This window comes from Variovorax sp. GW821-FHT09B01 (genome assembly GCF_059418345.1).
In genome coordinates this window covers 72,766-94,127 of the sequence record NZ_JBWKPQ010000030.1, presented here as the reverse complement: position 1 = coordinate 94,127, position 21,362 = coordinate 72,766, and the positions used below count along the sequence as shown (strand labels likewise).

The following is a 21,362-nucleotide window of genomic DNA, read 5'->3' as shown; positions in this document are numbered from 1 at the left end:
AATCACCGGTCACGTTCGTGCGGAATGCTCGGTCACGATAGGCCGGAATGGGCGGTCACGATGCTCCGGAATACCCAGATGAAAATATTTTTTAATTGCATCGGCCGCTCGTAAGAGCAGCCGGTGCTCAGGATCAACTAATTTTCTTTGGCTTCTTGTTATCCCGCGATTCCACATTGAGTGCCAGGCTCGGCATGGAAGTCAGTTGCACGTAGCGAGTTTGCTTCCACCGTTCAATGCGTGCTTGGCCCGTGCTGCACAGCACCTGCAGTGCGCGATTACGACGCGGTCGAACCCAGTCGACCGGGCAGATATGCGACAGATCCGCCGGGCGGACCATCTCGCCGCGCTGCGCAGCTTCCCAGATGAGATGTCCAAGATGGTGGCCGTCTTGAAGCGCCTGAGTCTGCGGCGACGTCAAGTGCAGCATGTTCAGGAACTGACGCGTATGCCACTGCACGATGAGCTCAGCGTGATAGAGCGTTTCGGCGCCGATCAGTCCCGGATAGTCATTGAACACGTGGATGATGCAGGCATAGCGGGAAACCCGCTCGGCAATCTTGGCGGCATAGCCGCCAAGGCCATGCAGAGGCTCACCGGGAGCTTGCATAGCAAGGGCGCGGGCATAGAGGTTGTTGAAGTAGGCTACCGCCGGCTCGGAAAATCCCAACGCGCGCCGATCGCTATGGCCCGCCTTTCGGGCGCGAATGCGCGTCTCGAGCAGGTCCTCCACGCGTGCTTGATAAGCGGCCAACGAATTCAAGGACTTTTCGCCACGGGTGAAGGGCAAAGGACGAGCACCCTTGGTCGAAGGCAGGAAGGCCCAGTCCATTCGCGCGAGTAGCCCCGAGCCATGGGCGTCATCGCCGCGACGCGCCAAGTATTGCAGGGTGGGCTTGGGCTGCAAGTAAAGCAGAGTGGAGATTCGCGGGGAGTGCGCAACGAACGAATCATCGAGCGTGTCCGAGCGGATTGGATCGCCGTCCCACCCAGCGTTGAGCATGGGAAATGCCTTGCCCATCGAGCCGTTCAGAATGTGTGCTGCCTCCATCGAAACGACCAGCGCGCTCGGCCACGAGGCGAGGCCTCGGCGCAATGCCGCGGGCGTGACGTTGTCGTAAATCAACCTCGGCTGTGCATACGATTCGGGAAGCTCGCGCAACACCCGGGCGATCTGCTCTTGGACGTCTTCGGTATCCTTTTCCTCCTGCAGACGGCGACGAACTTCTGCGCGCAGATGGTTCAGCTGCTCCTTGACAACCACGGTCTTGGCTCGGGACGCGAGCTGATCTTGCGTTTCAATATCGAGCTTTTTCTGCATGCGCTCGATGGCGTGTAAGAACGGTTTCGCGGCCGCACTTTTACCCTCGCCGGACTCGGCACTCGCTGCGACGAATACGGCCGTCGGCGAAGGCGCAAGCCCAGGACGCAGCACATCAACAACGTCTTGCACGGCAGCGGCCGCGCAAGTCATGGCTGCGAGCGCCGTCAGTTCCACGGAGCTGCTGAGGTTGCAAACATGCTCCAGTGCGGCGGAGGCGATCAAAGGGCCGGTGGCTTGGACGGGATAGGGGTCATAGGGAGGTTCAAGCATTGGTATGTTCCTGTTAAAGATAAAAGGCCGCTAACGCGGCCGTAAGCCAATAAGACAGAAAAGATAGTTCTGAAATTGAGAGTTCACTACTGCCGCAGCTCAAACTGACGAAGGTTTTGAGCTGCTACCCCCAATTCGCGATCTGCTGGCGACGCTCCATGATTCGAACGCGGGGGCTGCGCCCGCCCATGGGCACCCGGTAGTATTAGTACCAGCGCCTTGGCTGGTACTCCAGTAGGCCAAACCTTGCGTCAAAGGACGAGCTGCAGACATCTACCCCACCAGGAACCAACTCAACAGCCAACAGGTAAGCGGGATCGTTGATTAGCGCACCAAGCGCGCGATTTAAAAATGGGTAGGCTGCTCAGAAGTCGTGTCGACTTTCAGCTGAGCCCGTTGTTTGCCCGAGAACGCAAATGTAAATTTGGCGATTTGCAGGTGATCGACCGATTTGCGCACGATAGAACGCCTGTGTGAGATCACTGACCAAAGTCACTAACTCAACGAGAGGAGAAGAAGGAAAAAACGCGCGCTTGCAATAGGTTTTTCTCTCAAAAGCGAAGGAGCTTCCGGAGGTAGCGACCTGCTGAGATCAGGTTTTGTATGTTATTGGAGATAACCAATTTATAAGGGCCAACGCGTGAGGTTGGAATGCGAAAGGAACTAACGAGAAAAGGGTGCGATTGTCCGGAGTCAATACGAGGGTCGCATGCTCGGCCCTCTGAAAGGCGCCAGTCTCGGCTTGGATGCGGCCAATGTGTGTGCGAGGCCCATCGCGGGGGCGGCCCTGCGGCGCTATTACGAAAGAGGGAGGGTACGCCTGCCATTCGAGGCAATGGACGTGTGGTGCGAATTCGATTGAAGATGATCTTAGAAGCGATCTCATGAAAAGAAAGGAGGCGTCTTTCGAAAGCTACGGCAGCAAAATTCTCGACAACCCGACCTCCGCTCGGTATGCATACATAGCAGGCCGCGATGCCCATGGGGCGAGCGCACAGCAGCCTGTCGTGACACAGGAGGAGGACTATGCAGTGAGCGTGAAGGAGGCCGTACGTGCCGCCTATGCGGTCGTTCGATCCGATGGCTCGGTGTTCTCGCTAGAGCCAAAACGCGGCGGGCTTTCCATCAAGCCCAATATGCAGGGCGAAGCACTACTGCGCGCGCTACAGATTCCCTTCGAGGACATCGAGGCGACGTTGCCTCGGCACTACTTCAACCCTTTCTTTACGCTGCTACGTCAGTGTCGAGACGCCCATGTGCCAGATGCGGTTCTGCTGGCTCACTGGAAGGTCTTGCGAGAGGCCGATGCGCGGTCGCTTCTGGACTTGCTGAACGAGGTGGTTCGAGAACTTCGCGAGCGCTGGATGGGAAAGGAATTAAAGAAATCTTTGGACTCTGCTCGTCGCCGCTCGGACAAGCGTTGGCAGTCGGTCAAGCAAGCCATTCACGAATCTTTCCAAGACTGTTCCAAGCTTTTGGCGATCCGGCTTGACCTGCACTTCCACATGAGCACCGAGTTGTATCCCTTAGCGCCTGCAGTGTCCGAGGAGCAGATGAGTGCGTATCTCGTGAAGTTCGAACGATATCTGCGCGACAGACTTCCTCTGGTGCGCTACGTTTGTTCCATCGAATATGGGACGCAGACCGGATTTCATCTTCATTTCCTGATCTTGCTCAACGGCCATCTGGCAAGGGATGGGATCGGGGTCGCGAAGGCTACTGGCGAGCATTGGAAAAACGTAATTACGCAGGGTCAGGGGCGCTACTTCAACTGCAACGCGAACGACTACAAAACGCCCGTCTTGGGCATGATCCACGCAAACGATCCGCAGAGGATTGATGCGTTGATCAACAAGGCGGCTTGGTATCTCGCCAAGACCGACTTCTGGATGCGCTATGAAGCTGCCGGGAAGGGGCTTGTGAAGAGCATCCGCTACCGAAAGCCCCACCGCGGAGGAGCCAAGCGCAAAGCGGATCAAATTGTGCATACCGCTCCTGTGTTCGACAGGGTTGGTGCGGCGACGGCCCGCGATAGCGTCGGTGCTTAAGTCCAGAGGCTGTGACGATCGTACGCGGCCCTCGCTCAATCCGATGGGCGGTCGGCGCGGCTAGCTACGCGGCAAGCGCCACTTGCTGAAGGAGTTCGAAGAATTTACCCCTGGTGCTGATGACCTGCCGAACTGGTGCCTCGGGGGCGGCAATGACGTTGGAATGCTTGATTTGCACGCATGTTCTCGCGCATCAGATTCAGAAGATTGTCTCTCCAAGTCTCCTCCGACTTGGAAACCGAAAGGCGATGCTTTTTCGCGAATTCGCAAAGATATGGCGAGATCGTCCTCGCGGCATGGGCCTTGCTTTTCCACATGCCCTCCGGAGCCATGGATCGCAAGAGGAAAATTGCGATCCGCTTGACGGTGCGATTGCTTTTATGACGGTTGTAACCCCCGCGCTTGCGGTCGGACTTCATCTTGTCGTCCATCTGCGCATGCTTGCATTTCAGCATATCGAATCGCCTGTAATAGAAGGCAGCTTCTTCTAAAAAATTATTAAGGGGCTTCGGATAAGGGAGCATAGCCAGGAAGCAGAGAGCAGTCGCTTGCTCCAAAGTGTCGACAAGCGTTAAGAGGCGTTTGGCCAATGCCTTTCCATTCTTCGTGTTGGAGAGCACACCAGGCCTCACGTGAGCGTCAAAAAAGCTGGGAGGGAGCAAAAAATGCTTCGCGAGGGCCATTTCGTGACACGAATACTTTGATGCGACATGAGCGTACAACTGGTCATAGGAGACCTCGAGAGTCAGTGCATCGTAGCGTGCACGTACTTCCTGTCGGACGTTGCACACAGGAGTGAGAAAATCGAGGGTCTGGATCGAATTCACTTTGCACCCTCCTGCGCAAGAAGCAGTGCAAAAGTGGCGAAGTCAGAAATGCGAAAAATTGAGGCCGTCATCGAGATAAAACTAACGCTGTTGAACACAGTGCGAATATCTCGAATTGACGAAAAAATGAGCAGTGGTTGAGCCGGCATGCTCCCCTCATTCTGCCGGCTGGATACCCTAAAAATGAAGGATTCTCGCCTTCCCTTCCGCCTCTTTTTCCTCCGACTTCTACTTGAGACGTTGCTTCAACGAGGGGATAAGCTCAAGGCGATCTGGCATTTCTTTAACCCACTTCGTGATAGTCGTCGGGGAGTCCTCGAGGCATTTTTCGCCAAACTCACTTTGCAACATGGATTCTGCGGCGTAAACCGCATTTGCTTGGCTAGGCCACGGCGCTTGGTCACGTACAAATTCATGGACGCGTTTTTTTAATTGATTGGTTCGCTCGTGACGCTTGAGGGCTGCTTCAGTGGCTCTTGTTTTTACGTAAACATTTGCGATGGTATTCGAAAATATTTCTTCACCCCGATTCGTGAAGGTGGCAACGCTTAGATATCCGTTTGCCTGACATAAAAGATCCCATGCTAGATCGATTTCATTGCGTTCCAGCGCCACCATTGCAACTGTCGAGTAAATGCAGGATATGTGAATAAACGCGACGTCCGACTCGATTTGAATTCTATTTGAAGAGATAAATTTGATAATTTCGTTTATGCCTCCAGGTTCCAGCAGCGAAGGGATATCGGAGCTGCTCAGTGCAAATTTCTTGGCAGGCTCAACAACGTCCGCTTTGAAATTTTCCCCATCAGGGCTAGGTAAGCTTCTTTTGTATTCGAATTCTAGATGCGACATCACCGAGGTGTATCGCTTCAAAATTTGATGGAGATGCTTGGGGAATTCATGAATTTCTGTTGGCATTTTTGGTTTTTCTGAGGAAAAATTTTCCGCTTTTAGAAAATAGGAGTTTGACTAGAGAGAGGAGAGGGTAATCCTCTTCGGGGATTAAAGGTTTAATCGCTAACTCCAGAGGCTACTGATACAGGCGCAGCACAAAGGTCTTCCCGCTCGGCGAGAGAAAGAACTGCTTTGCTTGCTGTCGCGCCTGCTGATGCGCCTGGAGCCAGGAGGCGGCGTGATCCAGTTCCAATCCATGCAGGCTTGCGGGCCCTTCGTGCTGAAGCCGGGTCCAAGCCTCGAAGCACTGAACCACACGCGCTGCGGTGCCGAGTTGCGATTCAAGTTCGATGCGATACATGAAGCCTGCCACCATCGTGTCCTGGACGGTGACTTCCTTCCCATGCACCTCGATGACATAGGGGCGCGCGCCACCCGCAGTTTCGAACGTCATGGGCGGTGAGTATGCCGAATCTTGCTATTGGATGACGACTGCTCCACGCCATAGCGCGGCAGATTCAGCGACCTGTGTTCTCTGGCAGCCAATCTTTGGTAAAAAAATAGGAAGGGAATGGCGAGCGAACGCTCTCGAAGTTACTCCATGGATCTCTTCTAAAGCCGATGTGCAAGTAACGAACGGGCAATGTCGCATGCGGTGCTTAAGGCGTGCAATATTGGGAGCGACATCATCGGCCGCATAATCAGGTCCGTATGCGTGCCGGTGACGTTGAATCGCAGGGGACGAGAATCTTCCCTGCAGCCGGCAAACGAGAGGCGTAGGTCTGGAAGGTTACATACTGCCCGTGACCAATACCGCGCTTCGCTGCGGCTTCGCGAATCCCAGTCACTTCGCCGACACCTTCAAGAAGGTGGAGCGGCGCACGGCGCTCGAGTACCGCAACTGCTGCGCCGTCTAGCGCGCGAAGGGGCTTATTGCCCCACGCCCTGCATCCACAGGCTCAGCAGCGCGAGCCGGCTCACCAGCGCGCCGCGCTGCGCCGCGCGCAACTGGGCGGGCACGCCGCGCAGCAGCCTGGCGCTGCGCGCGAGCCCGGCCCGCTCGAGCTGCGCGGCCTGCGTCTCGGCGCGCGAAGCGCCGCCGCCGCCCTGGTGGCGCAGGCCCTGGCGCAGCCACAGCGCGAGCAGGTCGAGCGTGTCGGTGGCGAGCGCGTTGAGCGCGGGCGGCGCCTCGTGCTCGCCCTGCAGCGGCAGCGGTTGCGGCGCGGGTGCCTCGGCCTGCAGCACCACGGCGCGCTGCACGGTCAGCAGGGCCGTCGGCTGCATCACGGGCTCGCCGTCCTGCAGCCGCACGCTGCCGGCCACGGCGCGCAGCGCGCCCCATTCGCCGGCGAGCGCGCGCGCGAGCGCATCGACGGCGCCGGGCGCGGCCGCGCGATGGGGCAGGGCGAGATGCAGCGGCGGGACATCATCGGCAGGCGCGGCCGCGTCCGTGTCGTCCGCCGCGCGCCCGATGCGCGCATGCAGCACCTGCGCCGCCGCATCCCAGTGGCTGGCCAGCACCGCCATGTGCTCGAAGGCCGCCACATGCAGCTGGCCCGAGGCGCCCGCCGCGGCACCGCTCGCCGCCTGGCGCGGCCGCACGAAGTCGGGCGGCGTCTCGCGCAGGTGCGCGACCAGTGCCTGCACGCTCGGCTGCTTGAGCGGCGCGACGAGGTCGTCCCACGACTTCGGCGACAGCGGCATCACGCCGGTCTGGCGCGCGCCGGGCGCGATGTCGATCTGGCCGTTGGCGCGCCGGGTCGCGGTCTTGGTGATGACCTGCCCGCTCGCGAGCTGGCGCAGCGGAAAGCCCGCGACGCGGCGGCCCAGCAGGTTCGCGGGCGTGCCGCCGGCCGTGGCATCGTCGGCGCGCGACCACTGGCGCTCGAGCACGGTCACGGCCTGCGTGTCGGGGTCGGCGAACATCACGCTCGCGCCTTCGCCGCTCTCGTCGGACCAGAGTTCGGCGCCCAGCGACACCAGCCGCAGGTGGTCGAGCGCGACCTCGCCCTTCACGCCCACGCCGAGGATCTGGCTCGCGGGCAGCGGCGGCGGTCCGGCCGCGCTGTCGGCATGGGCCGCCGCGCGCAGCCGCGCCCAGAGCTCGGCCATCACGTGCAGCAGGCGCCGCGGATCGAAGCGGCTGCTGCGCGCCTGCTGCGCCTGCAGCAGCATCCAGAGTTCGTCGATGCCATCTTCCACCCAGCGCCAGCCCAGCGCGCGCGCCTGCTCGCGCGCGGCCTCGAAGCGCGCCGCGAGCGCCATCAGCGGCTGGCTCGAGCCATCGAGCCAGAGCGAGAGACTGAGCGCCTCGAGCTGCGCCTGCAGCGCGCGCGCGGCCTCGCCCTGCATCAGCGCGGTGGGGCGGTGGCCGTCGCCGGTCGCGTCGCCGTCGGCCGGCGCGCGCACCTCCACCATGCGCTCGGGCGAGCCCGCGGCCAGCGGCCCGGCCTGGCGGAAGGCCCACAGCGCCACCACCACGTGGGCACAACCGCTGCCCTGCTTGCAGTCGCAGCGCGCGTGCACCAGCGAGCTGCGCGAGAAGAAGCGCACGCTGCACATCGGCAGCCGCGCGATCGGCGGCGCGCTCGCGCTGCGCCAGGCCTGCACCGCGACCACGGGGCGCGCGGCGGCCAGGTGCTGGGCCTGCTCGATGACGGAGGGCACGAAGCTCGCGGCGAGCGCGGCATCGTCGAAATGGGCCGGGCTCCATTCGCCGCCCGCGGCCGAGGCGTCGACCTCGTCCTCCGCCGGCGTGGCCGAGGGCGCGGGCGCGGCGCTGGCCGCCTGCGCCTGGTAGGCCAGCACCAGCATCACGCGGTGCCGGCACATGCCGCTGGCCGGACAGCTGCACTGCGCATCGCGCAGGGTGCGGCCCGGCGGCAGGCTGGTGCGCACGCCGTCGTCGAAGCGCGCGCTCACCGTGCCGTCGTCGGCGGTCTCGAGCAGCGGCAGCAGGCCGGCCGCCACGTCCTTCTGCGCGCGCTTCACGAAGCCCGCGTTGGCGAGCGCGGTCAGCGCTTCGGGCGTGAGTTCGAGCAGGTCGCCGCGCACCGCCGTCATGCCTGCACCTTCTCGGCCAGCCAGCCCGCGAGCTGGCCCGGCGTCATGGCGCCGATCTGCGCGCCCTCGCGCACCAGCCGCGCGGCCATCTCGCGGTCGTAGCTCGGCTCGGCCTTCGCATCGAGCGCGGCCAGGCCCAGCACCTTGGCGCCGGCCTCCACCAGCGCCTTCACGCGGCGCACCAGCTCGTAGGGGCTGCCGCCTTCGTAGAAGTCGCTGACCAGCACCACGATGGTCTTCGCGGGATTGGCCACCAGCGACTGCGCATAGGCCACCGCCTTCGCGATGTCGGTGCCGCCACCGAGTTGCACCTTCATCAGCAGCTCGACCGGGTCCGACACGTCGGCCGTGAGGTCAACCACCGCGGTGTCGAAGGCCACCAGCCGCGTGCGCATGCCCGGCAGTTGCCACAGGCAGGCGGCCATCACCGCGCTGTGGATCACCGAGTCGACCATCGAGCCGCTCTGGTCGATCAGCAGGATGATGTCCCAGGGCTCGGCATGGCGCTTCGTGCGGCTGATGAACACCGGCCGCTCGACGTAGAGCTTGCGCCGCTGCGGGTCGTAGCGGTGCAGGTTGGCCGCCAGGGTCTGCTTGAAGTCGAAGTTGCGCGCCACCTTCATGCGCGAGCGCCGGCGCCGGTCGCGGCTGCCGCTGAAGGCCTGCCGCACCTCGGTCGCGAGCTTCTCCATGATGCGCCGCACCACTTCGGCCACCAGCTTGCGCGCGGCCGCGAGCACCTCGGGATTCATCAGGTGCTTGGTGTGCAGCACCGCGCGCAGCAGCGACTCCGAAGGCTCGATGCGCTCGAGCACCTCGAGGTTGGTCACCACCTCGTCGATGCCGTAGCGCTCCACCGCGTCCTGCTCGAGCCGCTCGATCACTTCCTTCGGGAACAGCGTGTGGATGGCGTTGATCCAGTCGGGCGTGCTGAGCGCCGAGGGCCCGAGGCCGGCGCTGCGTTCGCCGCGCTCGGCGCGGTCGCCGTCGCGGCCGTAGAGCCAGTCGAGCGCGGCATCGGCGGCCTGCGCCTCGGCGCTCAGGCCGCCGCAGGCCCGCTCGGCCGGATCGCCGAGCAGCAGGCGCCAGCGCTGCAGCGGATCGGGGATGTCGAGGCTCATGGCTGTTCTTCCGTATCGAGACTCAGGCCCCAGCCGGCCAGGCGTGCGATCGCCGCGTCCTCGGCGGCGCGCGCCGCGGCCAGCGCCTCGGGCGCGGCCTCGCCTTCGTGCCGGGCCGTGAGCGCGCGGCGCGACAGGTGGGTGGCATCGTGCAGCGCCAGCACCTGGTCGGCGAGCCGGCCGCGTTCCTGCGGCGGCAGCCAGGCGAAGGCGGCGCGCAGGCTCGGCATGGCGCGCACGAAGTCGGCGTTGTCCAGCGCCTGCACGGTGCGGTCCATGCCGGCGGCGAAGGCGGGTTCGGACGACAGCGTCTCGCGCGCGAGCGCGAGCAGGCCCGTGAGCGCATCGCCAAGCACTGGCGCGGGCATCGCGTGCAGCAGCTGCATCGCATCGGCCACGCCGGCCTGCGTGGCCTGCGGCACGCGGTGCGCGAGGCTCAGCGTCGCGCCCAGCGCCGCGCCCCGGCTCAGCGGTGCCGCGCCGGCATCGGCCGCCTTGCGCTGCCATACGGCGAGCGCGCGCGCGGGTTCCACGTCGAGCGGCCCGGCCTGCGCGGCGTCCTCGCGGTCGGCCAGCACGTCGGCGACGATGCGGCGCAGCGCGAGGTGGCCCTGCAGGTGCGCGTCGATGTCGGCAGGCGCGATCGCCGCGGGCGGCTCGAGCAGCCACAGCGCGCGGTCGAAGCCGGCCTCGATCGCCACCCGCAGCACCGGCGCGTCGGCCATGCCGAGCAGCTGGCCGTGGCGCAGCAGCGTGTGCATCACCGCCAGGGCCGGGCCCATGGCCTCGAAGCGCGGCTCCCGCGCCATCGCCTGCTGCAGTTCGCGCAGCAGCGCGCCGCTGAGTGCCGGCAGGCCGGCCCAGGCGGCCTGGTTGAGGCCCTCGGCCAGCGGACCGATGCGGCCCTGCGCGTGGCGCAGCTCGTCCTCGAGCCGCGCGCGCGCCGCGTCGTGCAGGTTGGCGCCCCAGGCGCCGGCCTCGATCAGCGCGGCCTGCTGCTCGAAGGGCTGGCCCAGGGTCCAGACCTCGGTGCGTTCGCCCGACATCGCGAGCTTCGGTCCCTGGCTGCGCACCACGCCGGGCAGGCGCAGCAGCGCGAGCCGGTGCAGCACGCGGCTGCGCGCGCGGTCGGCGGCATCGAGCAGGTCGAGCTTGCGCTGGCCGCGCAGCTCGAGGCCGTGCGCCGCGAGCTCGTCGCGCACCGACTTCACCAGCGGCGGCTGCGGCGTGCCGTCGGCGAGCTGGCCCGCGATGTCGCCGGCCAGCACGTCCATCGCCTGCACCAGCACCGGCGCGGTGCCGGGGCGCATCGGGCCGCGGTAGGTCCAGGGCAGCGGCGCGTCCAGCGCCTCCTTGACCAGCGCGCCGGCCAGCGCGTCGAGCCAGTCGGAGCGCAGCGGCTTCTCGTGGCCGCGCAGCCGCGCCAGGCCCTGCGCGCGCAGGTGCACCGCCATCAGGTCGGCGGTGGAGGCAGGTAGCCTCTTGTCGCGCAGCCGCTGCATCACCTGCTGCAGCGCGCGGTGCGCGGCGCCCTCGGGGCCGAGCTCCCACATCCACTGATAGTAGGCCGGCGAGGGCATGCCCGAGGCATAGCCCGCGAAGGCATCGAGCCGCTTGAAGGTGTAGGGCACGAGGTAGGAGCCGTAGCGCACCACGGTGTCTTGGTCGTCGGCATCGGGCGTGTCCTCGACCTCGGGTTCGGGCGTCTCGGGAAGCTGCGCCGGCAGCCCGGGCCACAAGCGCGCGAGCGCGGGCGCGTGGTAGCCGCCGCAGACCACCAGCACCGGCGCGCCGGCCTGCACCGCGGGCTGTGCCATGGCCCAGGCGATCCAGCGCGCCATCATGGCTTCGCGCGCCTGGTTGCCGAGCGAGCCCGGGTCCTTGCCGCGCAGGTGCTCGAAGTAGGTGGACAGCCGTTGCGCGAGTTCTGCGCTGTCGCAGCCGTCCTCGAACAGGTGGTCCCACAGCGCATCACGGCCCTGCACCGAGAGCTTCTCGGTCAGCGCGCGCTCGTAGGCGGCGGCGCGTTCCTCGTGCTGGGTGTCGGCCACGTCGGCATAGCGGTTCTCCATGCGCGAGAAGGCGTCGTGCCAGGCCGGCAGGTCGACGAAGCGCACTTCGGCGCCGACCTCGCGGCCGGCCTGCAGCGCCTGCCATTCGGGCGAGTGCTCGGCGAACGGCGACCACGAGCCGTGGTGCGTCTCGCCGGCCGAGAGGTAGCTGTAGATCGCCACCGGCAGCCGGTGCGGCAGGTAGAGCTCCTCGAGCCGCGCGTTGAAGTCGGCCGGGCCCTCGATCAGCACATGGGCCGGGCGCAGCGCGCGGATGCGCTCGGCCACCAGCCGCGCGCAGGCGGGGCTGTGGTGGCGCACGCCGACGATGTGGGGCGCGTTCATCTCAAGGCAGGCGGTGGCGGGCCTCGTAGTAGGCGCGCCAGTGCTCGCCGCTGCGCTTGGCCGCCTTCTGCTCGAAGTAGCGGCGCAGCTTGGCGCGGTCGTCGGCGTTGTCCTTGACCACCGTGCCCGCGATGCAGTCGACCAGGTCGGCCGGCGAGCCCTCGCGCTGCTCGAGGAACCAGGCGCGCACGCCCACCGCGTGCGCCACGTTGACCGCCTCGGCGGTCGACATCACGGCCGTGAGCCGGTCCATCGCCGCGTCGCTGCCGCCGCCGTTCTTCTCGGAGGAAGCGGGCGCGCCGCGCAGGTCGCGGAAGGTCGACACCAGCAGCTCGAGCACCGGCTGCGGCACGGTCTTCGGAATGCCGCTCTGCGCGAGCAGGCGCGCCGACGATTCGCGCACCAGCGCGAGCTCGCGCTCGAAGTCGAGGATCGGGAACACGGTCTCGAAGTCGAAGCGGCGCTTGAGCGCGGCGCTCATCTCGTTGACGCCGCGGTCGCGCGTGTTGGCGGTGGCGATGATGTTGAAGCCCTCGCGCGCATAGAGCATGCCGTGCTCGCCCGAGAGCTCGGGCACGGCCATCACGCGGTCGGACAGCATGCCCAGCAGGCAGTCCTGCACCTCGAGCGGCGCGCGCGTGATCTCCTCGAAGCGCACCACCTGGCCCTGCTGCATGCCGATGTACAACGGCGCCGGCACCATCGCGCGCGGGCTCGGGCCCTCGTTGATCAGCAGCGCGTAGTTCCAGCCGTACTTGATCTGGTCCTCGGTGATCGAGGCGCCGCCCTGGATGGTCAGCGTGGACACGCCCGAGATCGCGGTCGCCAGCAGCTCCGAGAGCATCGACTTCGCGGTGCCGGGCTCGCCCACCAGCATCAGGCCGCGGCCCGTGGCCAGGGTGACCAGCATGCGCTCGATGCTCGCGACCGGCGCGACGATCTTCGGCGCGATGCCCAGCTGCGCATCGCCGAGGATGAAGGCGCGTGCGGCCTTCAGGCTCATGGCCCAGCCCGGCGGGCGCGGGTCCTTGTCCTGCGCCTGCAGCTGCGCGATCTGCGCGGCGTACTGGATCTCGGCGGGCGGGCGCTGCAGTGCGGCGGAACCGGCGGGTGGGGTGTCTGTCGGCTTGCGGGAGGTGGCCATGGTCTGGATCGGTGTCGGATCTGAAAGGGGCGCAGGGTGATGCCCGCGCAAACATAGCAGAGCGATAGCGGAACGGTGTAGCGCGCCTCAGCGCGCGCCCAGCGCGTCGATGTCGCGCACCGCCTCGCTGAAGACGATGGGATCGAGTTCGCCGAACGGGTGGCCGTGATGCAGCACGTCGAGCGTCTGGTCCTCGCCGGCGCCCGTGTTGTCGAGCCCGGGCCCGAAGCGCAGCGCGAGCGCGCGACCGCCGCCCAGCCCCTGCCAGGCGTGGTCGTAGGCACCGCCGCCGCCGCGCCCGCGCAGCCAGCCGCGCGACTCCAGCGCCCACAGCGGCCCGGGCCGCGCGATGCGGCCCGACCAGCGCGTGAGCGCGGTCAGCGTGCGTTCGTCTTCGCGCGGCGCATGCACGGCGCGGTGCAACTGCTCGAAGGGCTGGATCAGCTCGTAGTCGGCGAACTGCTGCGCGAAGGCGGCGATCTGCGCGGCGCTCAGCTGCAGCGGATGGGCGACGACGATGCGTGTGGCATCGCTGCCGTCGAAGTCCAGCGGCGTCTCGTTGGCATCGACCCATTCGCCTTCGGCGCTCACGCGGAAGGCGGCGCGCAGCAGCATCAGGCCGCGCGCGTCGCGCCCGCCCTCGGTCACGCCCCAGACCAGCCGCTCGGCCAGGTGGCGCATCAGCGGATGCCCGGCGATGAAGCGGCGGAAGTCTTCCACCGGCCAGCCGCGGCCCGTGCGCATCGCGCGTTCCAGCCGCAGCGGCTGCTGGGCCGCGACGGTGGCGGCATCCTGCTTGAGTGCCTTGAAGCGTTCCGCGGCCGCGGCCGCGAGTTCGGCATCGTCGCTCGCGCGCGGGCGCGGCGCCGTGGCCAGGCGCGCGCCAGGCCGGCCCTCGACCGATTCGCGCACGAAGGGCACCAGCGCCTCGTCGAAGCCGACATGGAACTGGCGCGGCCCGAAGTCCAGCAGCAGGCCGCCGCGCTCGTCCAGGCCGAGGTCGGGCGCGATCCGGTCCTCGAGTTCGTCGCCGCTCAGGCCGCGTTCGGCCGCGGCCTGCGCCAGCTTCTCGGCGGCCGAATGGCGCGCCGTGGCGATGCGGTTCTTGCGCGCGATCGCGTCGAGCTGCATCAGCGCGACGTCGCTGCCCAGCCGTGCCAGCGCCTCGAGCACCCAGCCGATGCGCGTGGCGGTGCCGCCGGCGCCGGGCGCGCTCCAGCGCCGCACGAGGGCGCCGAGCCGGCGCGCCGTGTCGTCGGTGCCGATGAGGCCGAGCGCGCGTAGCGCCCAGTTGCCCGGCGCGCCCGCGCCCGCGGCCTCCCACGATTCGCAGACGTCCCAGCCGAAGTCGGCCAGGCTCTGGGGCTCGCAGGCGGCGCGCACGGCGTCCAGGCCCGCATAGCCCTGCGGCAGGTCGGCCGCGAAGCTCAGCATCAGGCCCAGCGGCTGCAGCGCCTCGTCGGGCAGCGCGAGGCCGTCGTCGCGCAGCCGCGGCTTGCGCCAGCCGGCCGGTTGCCAGAAGGCCGGGAGCTTGCTGCGTGCGTTGATGCGCGACGGGAAGTCGCGCAAGGGGTCCTCGGCCAGCAGCGCATCGACGGCGGCCGCCACGGGCGGGTCGTCGTGGCGGCGCGCGGTGGCGCGCAGCGCCTCGGCCTGTCCCAGCGCGGCCATGGCGCGCAGCGCGGCGCGGGCCTGCTGGCGTGCCTCGCCCTCGGGGCCGAGCGCGGCGGGCAGCAGGCCGGCGGCGGCATGCGACGCGAAGCGCACCAGCCACTGGCGTGCGTGCGCGCGGCGCGTCGGCCGGCGCGCGAGCGCCTGCGCCATGAAGGGCGCGAGCTGCGTGGCGCCGATGAAGCGCGCGACGAAATACTCGTCGCCGTCGTTGGCCAGCGCCTGCAGCAGGCCCGGCAGCGCGGCACTCCCGAAGCGCGCCACGAAGCCGCCGGCGCGCGGCGCTTCCTTGCCGCTGCCCACGGCATTCCAGAACGCCAGGCCGGTGGCCGGCGGCAGGAACCAGGCGGCCTGCACCGCAATGAAGTTGCCGTACTGGCGGCGGTCGGGCGCGGCATCGTCGTGCACGCGTTGCCAGTCGGCGACGAAGCGCTCCAGCTCCCGCGGCGGCTGCGTGTGCAGCGCGGCGACGCGCTCCGGCGTCCATTCGCGCAGCCGCTCGCCGATGGCGCGCTCGGCCTCCATCGGCTGGCGGTAGACATAGGGCGTATCGCGGTCGATCCAGTCCTGGCGGACCTCGTCGCCCCAGTCCTCCTCGGGCGGCACCTCGAGCACGGGCAGGCCGGCCAGTACCAGCGTCGGCGCCGCATCGGCGGCGCGCCGCGCCCAGGGTGGGTCGGCGAGCACCGCGGGCCAGCGCGCTCGCTCGGCGAAGGCCTCGGGCGCCGCGCCGGCCTGGTCGGCGACCGCGCCGAGCTGGCGCCGCACGGCGGCCGGCAGCGCCGGCAACAGCGCGGGCAAGCGATCGCCGAGCGTGCCGGCCAGGGTCTTGAGCTGTGGCACCAGGCGCGCGGCGCCGGCCTTGGGCAGGCCGCCGTCCTCGAGCACCTTCGCGAGCGCGAGGAAGCAGCGCTCGGGGCGTTCGCCCGCGACCCAGCCCAGCGCCTTGGCGCAGGCGGCGTCGGCGGCGGTCATGCGCGCCAGCGCCTCGGTGGCCTCGGGCGTATCGAAGGCGGCCAGCGTCCAGGCCACGGCCACGCTGCGCTGGCGCGCGCCGAGGTCCAGCAGCAGCGGCAGCAGCGCCTCGCCGTGTTCGCGCAGCAGCAGCGCGAGCAGCGACGGCTGGTCGAGCAGCCGCGTGCCGTCGCCCGCCACCTCGGCCAGCGGCAGGCCGGCAGCCCAGCGCAGCCAGGGACCGCAGCGCTCGAGCTGCTCGGGCGTGGCCTGGTCGAACAACTGCCGCGCGAGCGGGCGCCATTCGGGCAGCGCGATCGCGAAGCGGGCGCGCGCGGCCAGCGGCAGCTGCGGGTCCAGCGCACGCAGCCGTTCGATGCAGGCGGCGCGCGTCGCGGCGTCGGCTTCCATCCAGTGGCCACGGAACTGCCACAGCGAACTCGCGGGCTGCCCCCAGAAGGAATGGGCGCCGTCGTCGGGCGGCGCATCCTGGCGCAGCGGCTTGTGGCCGATGCGCTCGCGGCGCCAGCGTGCCGCATGCAGCAGCGCGTCGAAGGCCGTATCGAGGCCGTGCTGCAGCACCAGCCAGTGCACCAGCGCCTCGGCCGGCTCGTCGCGGCCGGTGTAGGCCTGCTCGCGGAAGCGCGCGATCATCAGGCCCAGCAGCCGCGTGTCGACCGCGTCCATCGCGGCCTCGAGCCAGCCGCGCGTGGCGGGCGAGCGCACTTCGAAGGGCTCGGGCAGCAGCGCGTCGACCGCGTAGTCGCCGCACTTGTCGAGCACGCGCTTGCGCAGCGTGGGCAGCGAGGCGGCCTTGGGCGGCGGCTTCGCGCCGGGCTCGCCGGGCGGCAGCGCGTTCTGGAGCTCGGGTGGCAGGGAGAAGCTGGAAGCGGTCATCTGGAGGGCTGCTCGAGCAGCTGGTAGCGGCCGGGCGCGCCGGCCTCGATCACGATGTTGCTGGTCTCGTGGGAATAGCTGTGGGTGCTGCGCAGCCGGATGCGCGGGCCCTCGAAGGTGCGGGCGCGCTCGTCGACGGCGAGCACGTTCATGCCGCCCGACAGCTCCTTGACCAGCACGCGCGCCACCCGGCGCGCCGGTCCGCGCTCGCCGCTCGCCAGCCATTCGAGCCACAGCCGCGAGTGCACGTGCTCGAAGCCCTGGTGGACGATCACGATGCGCAGCACGCCGCCGTCGCGCGCCGTGCGCCATTCGCCGCCGGTGGTCACGGTGTCGACCTGCGGCGGCACCTCGGGCGCCGCGTCACGCGCGGCCGCGGGAGCCAGCGCCGCGAGCAGCAGGCCCGCGGCCAGCAGCCAGGACCTCGGCCGCGCGGCGGCCGCGCTCAAGCGCGCAGTCCTTCCATGTCGCGGATCAGCTCGCTGGCCGAGATCGGATCGAGCTGGTCCAGCGTCTCGGCGTTCTGCATGTTGCCCCAGCCCGAGGGCTTGCCGACCTGCACCTCGCCGAGCTTCTGCTCGGGGTACTCGTCGACCATGCCGACGATGATGCCGGGGTCGAGGTAGAGCTCGATCACGCGGCTCGGGCCCAGCGGCTTGGTGAAGTACCAGATGCCGCCGCCGTCCTGCGCCTCGCCGCGGCGCCAGCCCTTGTTGACCAGGCCCAGCACGCGGCCGGTGGGCACGGTGGCGTCCTTCCAGCGTTCGAGCTTCTGGCTCTTCTTCTCGTCCTCGGTCAGCACGTAGGTGTCGCGGCCGATCTGCGCGAAGGGCTGCAGCAGCTCGTAGTCGGCGAACACCTGGCCGAAGGCGCCGGCGTCGGCCGGCGAGATTTCGAGCGCATGCGGCACGCCGATGCGGATGTCCTCGCCCGCGGGCAGCTCGAAGGGATCGTCCTCGGCGGTGGTGAAGCTGCCGTCCTCGGCCACGCGGAAGCACGCCAGCAGCTCGCCGCCGTAGCTGGCCTCGCCCTGCACGCGATAGGCGCCCCAGATCAGCCGCTGCACCAGGTGGCGCACCAGCGGATGCTCGACCAGGAAGATGCGGAACACCTCGGGCGTCCAGCGCCGGCGCGCGCACATCGCGACCTCGAGCCGCAGCAGTTGCTGGCTCGCGATGGTGCGCACGTCCTTCTTGAGCAGCTTGAAGCGTTCGACCGCCTCCTTGCTCTTCTCGGCGTCGTCGGTCTTCTTGGGCTTGGGCAGGTCGGACAGGCGCGCGCCGTCGACGCCTTCGGCGCGCTCGCGCACATAGGGCTTGAGCGCTTCGTCGAAGCCGACCTTGAAGCTGCGCGGCCCGAAGTCCAGCAGCAGGGTGCCCTGTTCGTCGAGGCCGAGGTCGGGCGCGAGCCGGTCCTCGAGTTCCTCGGTCGAGAGGCCGCGCGCCTCGGCGATCGTGTCGATCTTCTCGCGCGCGCGGTCCTGCAGGCCCTTGAACTTGACCTTCTGCGCGATGCCGTTGAGCAGCATCAGCGCCACGTCGGAGCCGATGCCGGCCAGCACGTCGAGGCCGGTGACTGCGCGCGCATGCGCGGCCTCGCCGGGCCAGGCGCGGATGAAGGGCGTGAGCCGGCGTGCCGTGTCGTCGTTGCCGAGCAGGCCCAGCACGGTGAGCGCCCAGCCTTCCTTGCTCGGGCCGCCGGCCTCGAGCCAGGCGCTGAACGCGTCCCATGCGAAGTCGGCCAGCGACTCGGGCGCGCAGGCTTCCTTGACCACCGCGATGCCGCCGTAGACCTCCTCGTTGGTCGGGAAGGTGAACATCTGGCCCAGGTGGTCGAGCGTCTCGTCGGGCAGCGCCTTGCCGTTGAGCAGCACCGGCCGGCGCCAGCCGCGCGGCTGCCAGAACTCGGGCAGCTTCGCGCGCTTGGTGGGGAAGCGGTCGAGCGGGCTTTCCTCGAGCACGGCGCGCAGCGCCTGCACCACCTCGTCCTTGCCGTAGCGGCCTGCCACTTCGAGCAGCAGCTCGGCATGGCCCTCGGCCTGCAGCAGGCGCAGCGCCGAGCCCGCCACGTCGCGCGCCTCGCCGGCCTTGCCGAGCGCGGGCGCGATCAGGCCGCAGGCCGCGTGCTCGGGATACCTGAGCAGCCAGTCGCGGCCGGCCTGGCGCACGGTCTTGAGCTTGGCGAAGGCGCGCGCGGCCGGTGCCGCGAGTTCCACCGCGCCGTAGTTCAGCGCCAGCTGCAGGTTCTCGCCGGGCTTGGCGCGCACCACCGACAGCAGCCCCGGCAGCGCGGGCAGGCCGAAGTTCGCCATCACGAAGTCGGCGCCCTGGGTCTCGGCCTGGCCCGCCACCGCGTTCCAGAACGGCACGCCGAGCTCGGGCGGCAGCAGCGCCGCATAGCGCGCATCGAACCAGAAGAAGTAGTAGCGCTCCTGCTTGCGCGCGGCCAGCATGCCGCGCCAGGCGGCGATCAGCTTGCCCGCATCGCCCGTGCGGATGCCTTCGCGCGCGGTGTCGAGGATCGGGTCGCGCAGGCTCTCGAGCAGTTCCTTCTCGCGCGCCTCGCCGCGCTGGTGGATGTCCTGCAGCACCGCGGCATCGGGCATGTCGTCGGCCTCGTAGGCGGCCTGCATCAGCTTCACCTGCTCCTCGTGCGCGAGCTTGCTGGCCTTGCTCTCGAAGCCCAGCTCCTTGAGCATCACCTGCACGTCGTTGCGCGCGGTCGCGAAGCGGTTCACCTGCCACGAGGTGCCGGGGCGCTGCGCTTCCTCGCGCGCGCCCGGTGCCCACTGCTCGACCGGCGCCAGCGCGAGCGGCTCGAGCGCCAGCACTGCGGCCGCCTTCTTCTGCACCTTGGCGAGCCAGGGCGGCGCGGCCAGCACGCCCGGCAGCTCGCTCGCCTCGGCGACTTCGCTCGGGCCCGACAGCAGCGCGAGCTGGCGGTCGATCGCGCCCTGCGCGCCGGCATCGAGCCAGGGCCGCAGGCCGTCGACCACGCCGCCATGCGCGCGCAGCAGCCGCGTGAGGCTGGGCGTGAGCAGGCCCGCGTCCTTGCCGCCGGCGGCCACCAGCCGCGACAGCGCGACGATGGCGGCCTGCGGCCAGCGGTCCACCGCGAGCGACAGCCGCGCCAGCGCCGCCTTCGAACCGCTCGCGACCTTGGCGAGTGCGGCCACCGCCTCGGGCGTGCCGATGGCCGCGAGCGTCTCGCCCGCGTGCTCCTCGGCCGCGCCGCGCTCGAGCAGCGCCACGGCCTCGGTGCCGCGTTCGAGCAGCGCGGTGGCCGTCATCTTGTAGTGGCCCCAGAAGCCGCTCGAATAGCTGAGCCGCACCTTCGCGGCCTGCGCGGCGGCGGCGGCATCGGTGATGGTCAGCAGCAGCCAGTGCAGCGTCTCGCCGCTGTCCTTCTCGCCGGCCAGCCGCAGCGCGAGCGCGTTCGAGAGTTCGGGACGTTCGGGCAGCAGCAGCGCAGCCAGCGGCTGGCGGCTCGGATGCAGCGAGGGCAGCGCGGCCTCGATCAGGTCGGCGCATTGCTGCCACTCGGCCTCGGTCGCGGTCGAGAGCTGCTCGCGCAGCACTTCCTCGGCATCGCCCACGGCGCCGTACCAGCCGTGGTTGACCGCCTGGCCGGGGTTGCCGGTGAAACGGCTGCGCCACTTCTTGGATTGCTGGTCGTAGCTGCCCTCCACCTGCAGGCGCAACGCCGACAGGTAGACCTCGATCGCGCCGGCCAGCCCGTACTGCGCGACCAGGTACTGGATCAGGAACACCACCGAGCCGGCCTTGTCGCGGCGCGTGTTGTGGTCCATGAAGGCCAGCAGCAGCGCATCGGCCTCGGCATCGGGCGCGGGCGTGGCGGGCTTGTCGCGCGCGAGCATGCGCTCGGCCGCGGGCCGCAGCGCGGCATCGGTCGCGGCCATGTCCAGCGGCAGCTCGAGGTCGTTGCAGGCGCGGATCCAGGCCTGCGCCAGGTCGAGCACCGGACGGGTCGAGGGAAAGCGCCGCGAGGCATAGGCGAACTCGCGCGTCTGCGCCGTGATGCGCAGCGGCGCACCCTGCGCGAGCCAGGGCGGCGCGCCTTCGGCCACGGGCTGGGCCGGCACCTCGCTGCGCGCGGCGGCCGTGCGCTGCGCCAGTTCGCGCGCAGCGGCCTGCGCCTTCTCGCGCACCTCGGCGGTGGTGCCCCAGCCCGAGAGCAGGCCATGGGACTTGAGCTCCTCGAAGGCCATCGCGGCGCCTTGCTCGCTCACGCCGTACTGGCGCTTGAGCGCGGCGGGCGAGTACTTGTCGCCGCTCTTGATGCTGCCGTCCTCGATCGCGGCGCGCACGGCCTCGACGACGCGCTCGCACTGGCTGTCGAGGCTTTCGCTCGCGACGGGGGGCGGTGCCGGCGTGGCGGGTGCGGATGCGGTGGCCTTCGGCGCTGCGTCGGCGGGAGCGGCAGCAGATGCCGGAGCGGGCGCGGCGGCAGGCGCTTCAGCCTTCGGCTTGGCCTCGGTCTTGCCGATGCTCGCATCGGCGCTCACGCCGACTTCCTTGTAGCCCTTGCCGGTCTTCTCGCTCACCAGCTTGGTCAGCGCGGTGGCGGTCTTCGCGGCATCGGCGAAGGACTTGGTCTGGCTCTGGCCCGCGGTGCCGATGCGGCCCCAGCGGATGTAGAGATCGTTCTCCGCCTGTTCCACTTCCCAGAACTTGCTGGCGGTTCCCTCGATCAGTTCAAAACGTCGCATGGAAAGAAAATCCTCCTGGGGTTC

At 68.4% G+C, this 21,362-nt stretch carries 13 protein-coding genes; 2 read left to right on the top strand and 11 right to left on the bottom strand.

Translation table 11 applies throughout. The features are described from left to right. Positions 1 to 133: 133 nt before the first annotated feature. Positions 134 to 1,594 (bottom strand): DUF3987 domain-containing protein, encoded by a 1,461-nt coding sequence (locus AC07RV_RS41235; protein ID WP_296781421.1) that lies wholly within the window; start codon positions 1,592 to 1,594, stop codon positions 134 to 136. Between the two features lie 884 nt (positions 1,595 to 2,478). On the opposite strand from AC07RV_RS41235, the gene AC07RV_RS41230 reads away from it, so the two are divergent. Beyond that, a complete protein-coding gene (locus tag AC07RV_RS41230) occupies positions 2,479 to 3,642 on the top strand; it encodes a YagK/YfjJ domain-containing protein (RefSeq protein WP_296781420.1) in 1,164 nt (387 codons plus the stop codon). A 104-nt stretch (positions 3,643 to 3,746) separates the two neighbouring features. Here the strand turns inward: AC07RV_RS41230 and AC07RV_RS41225 are convergent, their stop codons facing one another. The 3 genes from AC07RV_RS41225 to AC07RV_RS41215 all read right to left on the bottom strand — a co-directional run bounded on the left by AC07RV_RS41225 (position 3,747) and on the right by AC07RV_RS41215 (position 5,817). Further along, complete coding sequence (locus AC07RV_RS41225; protein WP_296781419.1) at positions 3,747 to 4,469, bottom strand: hypothetical protein; 723 nt, start codon at positions 4,467 to 4,469, stop codon at positions 3,747 to 3,749. 228 nt (positions 4,470 to 4,697) lie between these two features. Then, positions 4,698 to 5,387: a hypothetical protein gene (locus AC07RV_RS41220; protein WP_296781418.1), complete on the bottom strand. Its 690-nt coding sequence runs from the start codon at positions 5,385 to 5,387 to the stop codon at positions 4,698 to 4,700. A 112-nt stretch (positions 5,388 to 5,499) separates the two neighbouring features. Further along, complete coding sequence (locus tag AC07RV_RS41215) at positions 5,500 to 5,817, bottom strand: hypothetical protein (RefSeq protein WP_296781417.1); 318 nt, start codon at positions 5,815 to 5,817, stop codon at positions 5,500 to 5,502. 349 nt (positions 5,818 to 6,166) lie between these two features. Here AC07RV_RS41215 and AC07RV_RS41210 point away from each other — a divergent pair, with 349 nt between their 5' ends. Continuing rightward, positions 6,167 to 6,280 carry a helix-turn-helix transcriptional regulator gene (locus AC07RV_RS41210; protein WP_472922548.1) on the top strand — a complete coding sequence of 38 codons (114 nt, stop codon included), beginning with the start codon at positions 6,167 to 6,169 and terminating at the stop codon, positions 6,278 to 6,280. 13 nt (positions 6,281 to 6,293) lie between these two features. Here AC07RV_RS41210 and AC07RV_RS41205 read toward each other — a convergent pair whose 3' ends face one another. The 7 genes from AC07RV_RS41205 to AC07RV_RS41175 all read right to left on the bottom strand — a co-directional run bounded on the left by AC07RV_RS41205 (position 6,294) and on the right by AC07RV_RS41175 (position 21,338). Continuing rightward, positions 6,294 to 8,426 (bottom strand): YehQ family protein, encoded by a 2,133-nt coding sequence (locus AC07RV_RS41205; protein WP_296781416.1) that lies wholly within the window; start codon positions 8,424 to 8,426, stop codon positions 6,294 to 6,296. Continuing rightward, a complete protein-coding gene (locus AC07RV_RS41200) occupies positions 8,423 to 9,547 on the bottom strand; it encodes a VWA domain-containing protein (protein ID WP_057596088.1) in 1,125 nt (374 codons plus the stop codon). The genes AC07RV_RS41205 and AC07RV_RS41200 overlap by 4 nt, the downstream gene beginning before the upstream one ends. Next, positions 9,544 to 11,943: a DUF5682 family protein gene (locus tag AC07RV_RS41195; protein ID WP_296781415.1), complete on the bottom strand. Its 2,400-nt coding sequence runs from the start codon at positions 11,941 to 11,943 to the stop codon at positions 9,544 to 9,546. Before AC07RV_RS41195 ends, AC07RV_RS41200 begins: the two co-directional genes overlap by 4 nt. Position 11,944: 1 nt before the next feature. Next, positions 11,945 to 13,087 carry an ATP-binding protein gene (locus AC07RV_RS41190; protein WP_296781414.1) on the bottom strand — a complete coding sequence of 381 codons (1,143 nt, stop codon included), beginning with the start codon at positions 13,085 to 13,087 and terminating at the stop codon, positions 11,945 to 11,947. A gap of 87 nt (positions 13,088 to 13,174) precedes the next feature. After that, entirely contained in the window at positions 13,175 to 16,609 is a 3,435-nt protein-coding gene (locus AC07RV_RS41185; RefSeq protein WP_296781413.1) for a DUF4132 domain-containing protein, read from the bottom strand. Further along, positions 16,606 to 17,058, bottom strand: a complete 453-nt coding sequence (locus AC07RV_RS41180; protein ID WP_296781412.1) for a hypothetical protein — start codon at positions 17,056 to 17,058, stop codon at positions 16,606 to 16,608. Before AC07RV_RS41180 ends, AC07RV_RS41185 begins: the two co-directional genes overlap by 4 nt. Beyond that, positions 17,055 to 21,338: a DUF4132 domain-containing protein gene (locus tag AC07RV_RS41175; protein ID WP_296781411.1), complete on the bottom strand. Its 4,284-nt coding sequence runs from the start codon at positions 21,336 to 21,338 to the stop codon at positions 17,055 to 17,057. Before AC07RV_RS41175 ends, AC07RV_RS41180 begins: the two co-directional genes overlap by 4 nt. Between the last annotated feature and the right edge of the window lie 24 nt (positions 21,339 to 21,362).

Excerpts from the sequence above, each read along its gene's own strand:
- AC07RV_RS41235 (WP_296781421.1), bottom strand. The coding sequence starts at position 1,594 with ATGCTTGAACCTCCCTATGACCCCTATCCCGTCCAAGCCACCGGCCCT.
- AC07RV_RS41230 (WP_296781420.1), top strand. The coding sequence starts at position 2,479 with ATGAAAAGAAAGGAGGCGTCTTTCGAAAGCTACGGCAGCAAAATTCTC.
- AC07RV_RS41220 (WP_296781418.1), bottom strand. The coding sequence starts at position 5,387 with ATGCCAACAGAAATTCATGAATTCCCCAAGCATCTCCATCAAATTTTG.
- AC07RV_RS41215 (WP_296781417.1), bottom strand. The coding sequence starts at position 5,817 with ATGACGTTCGAAACTGCGGGTGGCGCGCGCCCCTATGTCATCGAGGTG.
- AC07RV_RS41205 (WP_296781416.1), bottom strand. The coding sequence starts at position 8,426 with ATGACGGCGGTGCGCGGCGACCTGCTCGAACTCACGCCCGAAGCGCTG.
- AC07RV_RS41200 (WP_057596088.1), bottom strand. The coding sequence starts at position 9,547 with ATGAGCCTCGACATCCCCGATCCGCTGCAGCGCTGGCGCCTGCTGCTC.
- AC07RV_RS41195 (WP_296781415.1), bottom strand. The coding sequence starts at position 11,943 with ATGAACGCGCCCCACATCGTCGGCGTGCGCCACCACAGCCCCGCCTGC.
- AC07RV_RS41190 (WP_296781414.1), bottom strand. The coding sequence starts at position 13,087 with ATGGCCACCTCCCGCAAGCCGACAGACACCCCACCCGCCGGTTCCGCC.
- AC07RV_RS41185 (WP_296781413.1), bottom strand. The coding sequence starts at position 16,609 with ATGACCGCTTCCAGCTTCTCCCTGCCACCCGAGCTCCAGAACGCGCTG.
- AC07RV_RS41175 (WP_296781411.1), bottom strand. The coding sequence starts at position 21,338 with ATGCGACGTTTTGAACTGATCGAGGGAACCGCCAGCAAGTTCTGGGAA.